This window comes from Mycobacterium sp., assembly GCF_050701675.1.
Taxonomy (GTDB): Bacteria; Actinomycetota; Actinomycetes; order Mycobacteriales; family Mycobacteriaceae; genus Mycobacterium.
In genome coordinates, this window is record NZ_JBOGDD010000682.1 from 1 (window position 1) to 4,770 (window position 4,770).

A 4,770-nucleotide genomic window follows, 5' to 3' on the forward strand; every position below is an offset into this window, starting at 1 on the left:
GAGGTGATGGTGCCGCGCACCGAGATGGTGTGGATCGAAAGTGACAAGACGGCTGGTCAAGCCACCTCTCTTGCCGTGCGCAGCGGGCATTCCCGGATGCCGGTGGTCGGCGACAACGTCGACGACATCATCGGCGTGGTCTATCTCAAGGACCTGGTCCAGCAGACGTACTCGTCGACCAACGGTGGCATCGACACCAGGGTGGGCGAGGTCATGCGGCCGCCCGTGTTCGTGCCGGACTCCAAGCCCCTGGACGCCCTGCTGCGGGAAATGCAGAGGGACCGCAACCACATGGCCCTGCTCGTCGACGAATACGGCGCGATCGCGGGTCTGGTCACCATCGAGGACGTACTGGAGGAGATCGTCGGAGAGATCGCCGACGAGTACGACACCGACGAGGTCGCACCCGTAGAAGACTTGGGCGAGAAGCGTTTTCGAGTGTCTGCGCGGCTGCCGCTCGAGGATCTCGCCGAACTGTACGAGCTGGAACTCGACGACGATCTGGACGTCGACACCGTCGGCGGGTTGCTCGCCCACGAACTGGGTCGGGTACCGCTGCCCGGCGTCGAGGTCACCTGGGATTCCTTGCGCCTGCGTGCCGAAGGCGGTGCCGACCACCGCGGCCGGGTGCGCGTCGGCACCGTACTCGTCAGACCGACCGAACCGCAGGAGGAGGGCCAATCATGAGCTTGGACGCCGATGATGCCAAGTTGGTGGTGCTCGCCCGTGGCGCCATGGGGCGCGCCGAGGCCGGCAGCGGCGCCGCGGTGCGTGATCTGGACGGGCGGACCTACGTCGGCGCGCCGGTGACGCTCGATGCCCTGACGTTGACGGCATTACAGGCGGCGGTGGCAGCCGCGGTGTCCAGTGGCGCGACGGGTCTGGAGGCTGCCGTCCTGGTGGCGGGCTCGGGCGACGACGCAGGTGTCGCCGCGGTCATCGAGCTGACGGCCGAGGCCGCGGTCATCGTCACCGACCGGGCGGGGAATCCGTTGTGACCGAGTTTCGTTCGGGCTTCGTCTGCTTCGTGGGCCGACCCAATACGGGCAAGTCGACACTGACCAACGCGCTTGTCGGCGCCAAGGTCGCGATCACGTCGAACCGTCCGCAGACCACCCGTCACACCATCCGCGGCATCGTGCACCGCGACGACTTCCAGATCATCCTCGTCGACACCCCCGGGCTGCACCGGCCGCGCACTCTGCTCGGCGAGCGGCTCAACGAGCTGGTGAAGGCCACGTACTCGCAGGTCGACGTCATCGGGCTCTGCATCCCCGCCGACGAGACCATCGGCCCAGGTGACCGATGGATCTACGAGCAGATCCGTGCCGTCGCGCCGCACACCACGCTGATCGTCGTCGTGACCAAGATCGACAAGGTCTCCAAGGAGAAGGTCGCGGCTCAGCTGATGGCCGCGAACGAGCTGACGGGTGGCTCGACGGAGATCGTGCCGGTGTCGGCCACCACCGGCAACCAGGTCGATCTCCTCACGGGCGTACTGGCCGGGCAGCTGCCACCTGGCCCGGCGTTCTATCCCGACGGTGAGCTGACCGACGAGCCGGAGGAAACCCTCATGGCCGAGCTGATCCGCGAGGCCGCGCTCGAAGGGGTGCGCGACGAGCTGCCGCACTCGCTGGCCGTCGTCATCGACGAGGTGGAACCACACGAGGGCCGTGACGACCTCATCGACGTCCACGCGATCCTCTACGTCGAGCGCGACTCGCAAAAGGGAATCATCATTGGCAAGGGTGGCGCCCGGCTGCGAGAGGTTGGCACCGCCGCGCGTCTTCAGATCGAGACGCTACTCGGCACCAAGGTGTACCTGGACCTGCGGGTCAAGATCGCGAAGAACTGGCAGCGCGACCCCAAACAGCTTGGCAGGCTTGGCTTCTAGCGTTCAGCCGGGCTGGCCGCGGGACATTACGCGTCGGGCACGTCCCACCAAATCTCCGGCTGATCGGCCACCCAGGCGCCGACCGCTTCGAGTGCGGCAGCCAGCGAGATCAGCAGCGGTTCGCTGTTCGCGGGCCCCATCAATTGCACCCCGATCGGGAGGCCATCGGAGGTGAAGCCAGCGGGAATGTTGATCGACGGCCAGCCGAGAAGGTTCCAGGGCCAGGTCACTGGGCACGCCCGGATCATCGCGCGGTCCGTGGACAACCCGCCGCGCCGGTCGAAGTCGTCGATTCTGGGGGGCGGCAGCGCCGTCGTCGGGGCCAGGATCACGTCGGCGAGATTGAAGATCCAGCCGATGCGGCGTTGGGATTCGGCCTCGCGAATGCGGGCGTCGCGCAGGATCTTCTCCGACAGGATCCGGCCCATCCGCATATTGCTCGTGGTGCGCTTGTCGAACGTCACGTGGGGGCCGAGTCGGTCGGCCCAGTCCAACAGCCCCGACGTCGAACGGGACAGGAAGTTCCACGACGCCCGCAGGTCGTAGTTGGGATCGGCGGCCCGCACCGTGTGCCCGAGGTCCTCGAGCTGCCCCGCGATGCGCTTCATCGCGGCCAGGATCTCGGGGTGCAGCTTGGCGCGGAATCCCGTGAAGGGGAACTTGGTCGACATCGCCACCGTGAGCGGACCAGGCGCCTGGCTGACGTAATCGGCGACCTTGACCGCCTCGGGCTTGTGGAGATCTCCTTCGGCGTTGCCAGAGGCGGCGTCGAGCACCAGGGCCGCATCGGTGACCGTGCGAGCCAGCACACCGTTGACGGTGATTCCGTTGAAGGCCTCCGGTAGCGGCCACGTCGAGATGCGGCCGCGCTGTGGCTTGATGCCGACCAGGTGGGTCCATGCGGCGGGAATGCGGACGCTTCCCGCCCCGTCGGAGCCGATGGCGGCCGTCACCAACCCGGCGGCTACCGCCGCTGCGCTCCCGCCAGAGGATCCGCCGGGGGTGTGATCCGCCGACCATGGGTTGCGGGTATGCCCGAAGGCAGGCCCGCTGGTGAACGGCCACTGACCCAGTTCGCACGTGTTGGTCTTTCCGACGATCACGGCGCCTGCGGCGCGCAGCCTGCGCACCACCTCGGCGTCCGCGGCGGCCGGTTGGACGTCACCCGACGTGCCGAACCGGGTGGGAACGCCCGCGACGTCGACGTCGTCCTTGACCGCGATGGGGATGCCCAAGAGCGGAAGGCGTGAAAGATCGCCGCCCGCAGCGCGTTTGCGATCGGCCTCGGCTGCATCGACGAGGGCCTGCTCGGTCAGCACGACGCGGAAGGCGTTGAGGGTGGACTGACTGGCGTCGATCCGCCGCAGGGACTGAGTCACCAATTCGGTGGACGTGACCCGCCCGCTGGCGAGTCGGTACAACAGTTGAGTGAGGGTGGGCAGGTGGGGACGCTTGGTGGAGGTGCGGTTGTTGGACGTGCTGTCAGCCATTGAAAACGAGAATATCCGGCCGAGCCTCAACGTCGTCGTCGGTGGGAGGTGGGAGACTGTGTCGATGCGGTTGTACCGGGATCGGGCTGTCGTGCTGCGCCAGCACAAGCTCGGCGAGGCCGACCGGATCGTGACCCTGCTGACCCTCGAGCACGGCGTGGTCCGTGCGGTCGCCAAGGGGGTGCGCCGCACCCGCAGCAAGTTCGGGGCCAGGCTCGAGCCGTTCGCGCACATCGACGTTCAGCTGTACCCGGGACGAAACCTCGACGTCGTCACACAGGTCCAGGCGATCGACGCGTTCGCCAGCGACATCGTCAGTGACTACGGCCGCTACACCTGCGGGTGCGCCGTGCTGGAGACGGCCGAGCGACTGGCCGGTGAGGAGCACGCCCCGTCGCCGGCACTGCACCGGCTCACCGTCGCGGCGTTGCGCGCAGTGGCCGACGGTGCGCGGGCCCGTGAACTGGTGCTCGACTCGTACCTCTTGCGGGCCATGGGGGTCGCCGGATGGGCTCCTGCGCTCACCGAATGCGCGCGTTGCGCGGCGCCGGGTCCGCACCGGGCGTTCCACGTCGCGGCGGGCGGAAGCGTGTGCATGCACTGCAGGCCGTCGGGGTCGGTGACGCCGCCGCAGGGTGTGTTGGACCTGATGTCGGCCCTGCACGACGGGGACTGGCCCGCCGCCGAGGCGTCCACGTCGTCGCACCGCAGCCAGGCCAGCGGACTGGTGGCCGCGCACCTGCAGTGGCATCTCGAGCGCCAACTGCGGACATTGCCGCTAGTGGAGCGTGTCTATCGGGTCGATCGCACGGTCGCCGAACGACGAGTTGCCCTGTTCGGGCAGGATGAGGTCCATGGCTACGACAAGGGGCAGGGGCAAGAAGACTTACCCCCAGCTGCCTCAGGCGCCTGACGGCTATCCGACGTTCCCGGACAAGTCGATGTGGCCGGTGGTGTTCCCCGAACTGCCACCCGAGACCAACGGCCGGTTCTCCCGCCCGCCACAGCACACGTCGAAGGAATCGGCGCCGCTGATCCCCGCAGGTCAGGTGCCCAATCACGTGGCGGTCGTGATGGACGGCAACGGCCGCTGGGCCACCCAGCGCGGCCTCGGCCGCACCGATGGCCACAAGATGGGCGAGGCGGTGCTGATCGACATCACCTGCGGCGCCATCGAAATCGGCATCAAGCACCTCACGGTCTACGCATTCTCCACGGAGAACTGGAAGCGCAGTGCCGAGGAGGTGCGCTTCCTGATGGGCTTCAACCGCGACGTGGTGCGCCGCCGTCGGGAGAACCTCAACGCGATGGGCGTGCGCATGCGATGGGTCGGGTCGCGACCCCGGATGTGGAGCAGCGTCATCAAGGAGTTCGACATCGCCGAGA

The 4,770-nt window shown here is 67.9% G+C and carries 6 protein-coding genes; 5 read left to right on the forward strand and 1 reads right to left on the reverse strand.

Features of this window, described 5'->3' with window-relative positions; all coding sequences use genetic code 11:
* The 3 genes from ACRDUX_RS20940 to era form a co-directional block, all read left to right on the forward strand.
* Positions 1-687 (forward strand): CBS domain-containing protein (locus tag ACRDUX_RS20940; protein ID WP_526416086.1); only part of this gene is annotated, 687 nt, incomplete at its 5' end.
* On the forward strand, positions 684-998 hold the full coding sequence (locus ACRDUX_RS20945; protein ID WP_526416087.1) for a cytidine deaminase-like protein: 315 nt from the start codon (positions 684-686) through the stop codon (positions 996-998). The genes ACRDUX_RS20940 and ACRDUX_RS20945, both read left to right, overlap by 4 nt.
* Positions 995-1,894: a GTPase Era gene (gene era, locus ACRDUX_RS20950; RefSeq protein ID WP_526416089.1), complete on the forward strand. Its 900-nt coding sequence runs from the start codon at positions 995-997 to the stop codon at positions 1,892-1,894. Before ACRDUX_RS20945 ends, era begins: the two co-directional genes overlap by 4 nt.
* A gap of 26 nt (positions 1,895-1,920) precedes the next feature.
* Here the strand turns inward: era and ACRDUX_RS20955 are convergent, their stop codons facing one another.
* Positions 1,921-3,384 carry an amidase gene (locus tag ACRDUX_RS20955; protein ID WP_526416091.1) on the reverse strand — a complete coding sequence of 488 codons (1,464 nt, stop codon included), beginning with the start codon at positions 3,382-3,384 and terminating at the stop codon, positions 1,921-1,923.
* A 64-nt stretch (positions 3,385-3,448) separates the two neighbouring features.
* On the opposite strand from ACRDUX_RS20955, the gene recO reads away from it, so the two are divergent.
* On the forward strand, positions 3,449-4,297 hold the full coding sequence (gene recO, locus ACRDUX_RS20960; RefSeq protein ID WP_526416093.1) for a DNA repair protein RecO: 849 nt from the start codon (positions 3,449-3,451) through the stop codon (positions 4,295-4,297).
* Positions 4,239-4,770, forward strand: a 532-nt coding sequence (locus ACRDUX_RS20965) for an undecaprenyl diphosphate synthase family protein (RefSeq protein WP_526416095.1), incomplete at its 3' end; no start/stop codon positions are given. The genes recO and ACRDUX_RS20965, both read left to right, overlap by 59 nt.

Bases quoted from the DNA above. Each gene is read 5' to 3' on its own strand.
- ACRDUX_RS20945 (WP_526416087.1), top strand. From the start codon at position 684: ATGAGCTTGGACGCCGATGATGCCAAGTTGGTGGTGCTCGCCCGTGGC.
- ACRDUX_RS20955 (WP_526416091.1), bottom strand. From the start codon at position 3,384: ATGGCTGACAGCACGTCCAACAACCGCACCTCCACCAAGCGTCCCCAC.
- recO (WP_526416093.1), top strand. From the start codon at position 3,449: ATGCGGTTGTACCGGGATCGGGCTGTCGTGCTGCGCCAGCACAAGCTC.